Origin of the sequence: Streptococcus sp. HMSC057G03, assembly GCF_001808745.1 — a bacterium.
GTDB lineage: Bacteria > Bacillota > Bacilli > Lactobacillales > Streptococcaceae > Streptococcus > Streptococcus parasanguinis_Z.
The window spans coordinates 1-5,060 of record NZ_KV794413.1; the positions used below are offsets into that span (position 1 = coordinate 1).

The window sequence follows — 5,060 nt, forward strand, 5'->3', positions numbered from 1 at the left end:
AGGTCATGATATACTAATATAGTTGTCGCGCGAGAGCGACAAAGACCTTTGAAAACTGAACAAGACGAACCAATGTGCAGGGCGCTATAACGAAAGTTATAGTAACTGAACAATAAAAAAACAATAAATCTGTCAGTGACAGAATGAGTTTAAGACAAACAATTATTTTAATGAGAGTTTGATCCTGGCTCAGGATGAACGCTGGCGGCGTGCCTAATACATGCAAGTAGAACGCTGAAGCTTGGTGCTTGCACCGAGCGGATGAGTTGCGAACGGGTGAGTAACGCGTAGGTAACCTGCCTCTTAGCGGGGGATAACTATTGGAAACGATAGCTAATACCGCATAAAAGTCGATATCGCATGATATTGATTTGAAAGGTGCAATTGCATCACTAAGAGATGGACCTGCGTTGTATTAGCTAGTTGGTGAGGTAACGGCTCACCAAGGCGACGATACATAGCCGACCTGAGAGGGTGATCGGCCACACTGGGACTGAGACACGGCCCAGACTCCTACGGGAGGCAGCAGTAGGGAATCTTCGGCAATGGGGGCAACCCTGACCGAGCAACGCCGCGTGAGTGAAGAAGGTTTTCGGATCGTAAAGCTCTGTTGTAAGAGAAGAACGAGTGTGAGAGTGGAAAGTTCACACTGTGACGGTAACTTACCAGAAAGGGACGGCTAACTACGTGCCAGCAGCCGCGGTAATACGTAGGTCCCGAGCGTTATCCGGATTTATTGGGCGTAAAGCGAGCGCAGGCGGTTAGATAAGTCTGAAGTTAAAGGCTGTGGCTTAACCATAGTACGCTTTGGAAACTGTTTAACTTGAGTGCAGAAGGGGAGAGTGGAATTCCATGTGTAGCGGTGAAATGCGTAGATATATGGAGGAACACCGGTGGCGAAAGCGGCTCTCTGGTCTGTAACTGACGCTGAGGCTCGAAAGCGTGGGGAGCAAACAGGATTAGATACCCTGGTAGTCCACGCCGTAAACGATGAGTGCTAGGTGTTGGGTCCTTTCCGGGACTCAGTGCCGCAGCTAACGCATTAAGCACTCCGCCTGGGGAGTACGACCGCAAGGTTGAAACTCAAAGGAATTGACGGGGGCCCGCACAAGCGGTGGAGCATGTGGTTTAATTCGAAGCAACGCGAAGAACCTTACCAGGTCTTGACATCCCTCTGACCGCTCTAGAGATAGAGTTTTCCTTCGGGACAGAGGTGACAGGTGGTGCATGGTTGTCGTCAGCTCGTGTCGTGAGATGTTGGGTTAAGTCCCGCAACGAGCGCAACCCCTATTGTTAGTTGCCATCATTTAGTTGGGCACTCTAGCGAGACTGCCGGTAATAAACCGGAGGAAGGTGGGGATGACGTCAAATCATCATGCCCCTTATGACCTGGGCTACACACGTGCTACAATGGCTGGTACAACGAGTCGCGAGTCGGTGACGGCAAGCTAATCTCTTAAAGCCAGTCTCAGTTCGGATTGTAGGCTGCAACTCGCCTACATGAAGTCGGAATCGCTAGTAATCGCGGATCAGCACGCCGCGGTGAATACGTTCCCGGGCCTTGTACACACCGCCCGTCACACCACGAGAGTTTGTAACACCCGAAGTCGGTGAGGTAACCGTAAGGAGCCAGCCGCCTAAGGTGGGATAGATGATTGGGGTGAAGTCGTAACAAGGTAGCCGTATCGGAAGGTGCGGCTGGATCACCTCCTTTCTAAGGAAATGGAAACCTGTACGTTGGTCTTGTTTAGTTTTGAGAGGTCTTGTGGGGCCTTAGCTCAGCTGGGAGAGCGCCTGCTTTGCACGCAGGAGGTCAGCGGTTCGATCCCGCTAGGCTCCATTAACACTGTAAGGGTGTTAAGATTGAACATTGAAAATTGAATATCTATATCAAATAGTAACAAGAAAATAAACCGAAACGCTGTAAATATTTAAAGAGTTTAGGTCGCAAGACCAAAAATAAGGTTAAGTTAATAAGGGCGCACGGTGGATGCCTTGGCACTAGAAGCCGAAGAAGGACGTGACAAACGACGAAATGCTTTGGGGAGCTGTAAGTAAGCGACGATCCAGAGATGTCCGAATGGGGGAACCCACTAGCTAATGGCTAGTACTCCTATCTGTTAAGGATAGGTAGAGGAAGACGCAGTGAACTGAAACATCTAAGTAGCTGCAGGAAGAGAAAGCAAAAGCGATTGCCTGAGTAGCGGCGAGCGAAACGGCAGGAGGGCAAACCGAAGAGTTTACTCTTCGGGGTTGTAGGACTGCAATGTGGACTTAAAGAATATAGAAGAATGACATGGGAAGGTCAGCCAAAGAGAGTAAGAGCCTCGTATTCGAAATAGTCTTTATACCTAGCAGTATCCTGAGTACGGCGGGACACGAGAAATCCCGTCGGAATCTGGGAGGACCATCTCCCAACCCTAAATACTCTCTAGTGACCGATAGTGAACCAGTACCGTGAGGGAAAGGTGAAAAGCACCCCGGGAGGGGAGTGAAATAGAACCTGAAACCGTGTGCCTACAACAAGTTCGAGCCCGTTAATGGGTGAGAGCGTGCCTTTTGTAGAATGAACCGGCGAGTTACGATATGATGCGAGGTTAAGTTGAAGAGACGGAGCCGTAGGGAAACCGAGTCTGAATAGGGCGCATTAGTATTATGTCGTAGACCCGAAACCATGTGACCTACCCATGAGCAGGTTGAAGGTGAGGTAAAACTCACTGGAGGACCGAACCAGGGCACGTTGAAAAGTGCTTGGATGACTTGTGGGTAGCGGAGAAATTCCAAACGAACTTGGAGATAGCTGGTTCTCTCCGAAATAGCTTTAGGGCTAGCGTCGACATTAAGATTCTTGGAGGTAGAGCACTGTTTGGGTGAGGGGTCCATCCCGGATTACCAATCTCAGATAAACTCCGAATGCCAATGAATTATGGTCGGCAGTCAGACTGCGAGTGCTAAGATCCGTAGTCGAAAGGGAAACAGCCCAGACCACCAGCTAAGGTCCCAAAATAATTGTTAAGTGGAAAAGGATGTGGGGTTGCACAGACAACTAGGATGTTAGCTTAGAAGCAGCTATTCATTCAAAGAGTGCGTAATAGCTCACTAGTCGAGTGACCCTGCGCCGAAAATGTACCGGGGCTAAAACAATTTACCGAAGCTGTGGATACCTTTATAGGTATGGTAGGAGAGCGTTCTATGTGTGGAGAAGGTGTACCGTGAGGAGCGCTGGAACGCATAGAAGTGAGAATGCCGGTATGAGTAGCGAAAGACAGGTGAGAATCCTGTCCACCGTAAGACTAAGGTTTCCAGGGGAAGGCTCGTCCGCCCTGGGTTAGTCGGGACCTAAGGAGAGACCGAAAGGTGTATCCGATGGACAACAGGTTGATATTCCTGTACTAGAGTATGTAGTGAAGGAGGGACGCAGTAGGCTAACTAAAGCGTGCGACTGGAAGTGCACGTCTAAGCAGTGAGGTGTGAATTGAGTTAAATGCTTAATTCTATAACATTGAGCTGTGATGGGGAGCGAAGTTTAGTAGCGAAGTTAGTGACGTCACACTGCCAAGAAAAGCTTCTAGCGTTAATCATACTCTACCCGTACCGCAAACCGACACAGGTAGTCGAGGCGAGTAGCCTCAGGTGAGCGAGAGAACTCTCGTTAAGGAACTCGGCAAAATGACCCCGTAACTTCGGGAGAAGGGGTGCTGGCTTAAAGTCAGCCGCAGTGAATAGGCCCAAGCAACTGTTTATCAAAAACACAGCTCTCTGCTAAATCGTAAGATGATGTATAGGGGGTGACGCCTGCCCGGTGCTGGAAGGTTAAGAGGAGTGCTTAGCGGTAACGCGAAGGTATGAATTGAAGCCCCAGTAAACGGCGGCCGTAACTATAACGGTCCTAAGGTAGCGAAATTCCTTGTCGGGTAAGTTCCGACCCGCACGAAAGGCGTAATGATTTGGGCACTGTCTCAACGAGAGACTCGGTGAAATTTTAGTACCTGTGAAGATGCAGGTTACCCGCGACAGGACGGAAAGACCCCATGGAGCTTTACTGCAGTTTGATATTGAGTGTCTGTGCCACATGTACAGGATAGGTAGGAGCCATAGAGATCGGGACGCCAGTTTCGATGGAGGCGTTGTTGGGATACTACCCTTGTGTTATGGCCACTCTAACCCGGTAGGTTCATCATCTACGGAGACAGTGTCTGACGGGCAGTTTGACTGGGGCGGTCGCCTCCTAAAAGGTAACGGAGGCGCCCAAAGGTTCCCTCAGAATGGTTGGAAATCATTCGCAGAGTGTAAAGGTATAAGGGAGCTTGACTGCGAGAGCTACAACTCGAGCAGGGACGAAAGTCGGGCTTAGTGATCCGGTGGTTCCGTATGGAAGGGCCATCGCTCAACGGATAAAAGCTACCCTGGGGATAACAGGCTTATCTCCCCCAAGAGTTCACATCGACGGGGAGGTTTGGCACCTCGATGTCGGCTCGTCGCATCCTGGGGCTGTAGTCGGTCCCAAGGGTTGGGCTGTTCGCCCATTAAAGCGGCACGCGAGCTGGGTTCAGAACGTCGTGAGACAGTTCGGTCCCTATCCGTCGCGGGCGTAGGAAATTTGAGAGGATCTGCTCCTAGTACGAGAGGACCAGAGTGGACTTACCGCTGGTGTACCAGTTGTCTCGCCAGAGGCATCGCTGGGTAGCTATGTAGGGAAGGGATAAACGCTGAAAGCATCTAAGTGTGAAACCCACCTCAAGATGAGATTTCCCATGATTTTATATCAGTAAGAGCCCTGAGAGAAGATCAGGTAGATAGGTTAGGAGTGGAAGTTGTGTGAGCAATGGAGCGGACTAATACTAATAGCTCGAGGACTTATCCAAAGAGTCAAAAGATATTGACAACGTAAGGTTAACTTGTTAGAATATAGATGTTCAATTTTGAATGTTTAATCATTCAGAGTTAAGTGACGATAGCCTAGGAGATACACCTGTACCCATGCCGAACACAGCAGTTAAGCCCTAGAACGCCGGAAGTAGTTGGGGGTTGCCCCCTGTGAGATAAGGTAGTCGCTTAGC

At 49.7% G+C, this 5,060-nt stretch carries 1 tRNA gene and 3 rRNA genes; all 4 read left to right on the top strand.

Features of this window, described 5'->3' with window-relative positions:
* The first annotated feature begins 166 nt into the window (after positions 1-166).
* The 4 genes from HMPREF2686_RS00045 (at position 167) to rrf (ending at position 5,060) form a co-directional block, all read left to right on the top strand.
* Positions 167-1,714 (top strand): 16S ribosomal RNA (locus HMPREF2686_RS00045).
* A gap of 53 nt (positions 1,715-1,767) precedes the next feature.
* Positions 1,768-1,840 (top strand) — tRNA-Ala (locus tag HMPREF2686_RS00050).
* Between the two features lie 123 nt (positions 1,841-1,963).
* A 23S ribosomal RNA gene (locus tag HMPREF2686_RS00055) occupies positions 1,964-4,865 on the top strand.
* A 79-nt stretch (positions 4,866-4,944) separates the two neighbouring features.
* Positions 4,945-5,060: ribosomal RNA gene (gene rrf, locus HMPREF2686_RS00060) — 5S ribosomal RNA — on the top strand.
* The 16S, 23S and 5S rRNA genes sit together here with 1 tRNA gene alongside, the layout of an rRNA operon.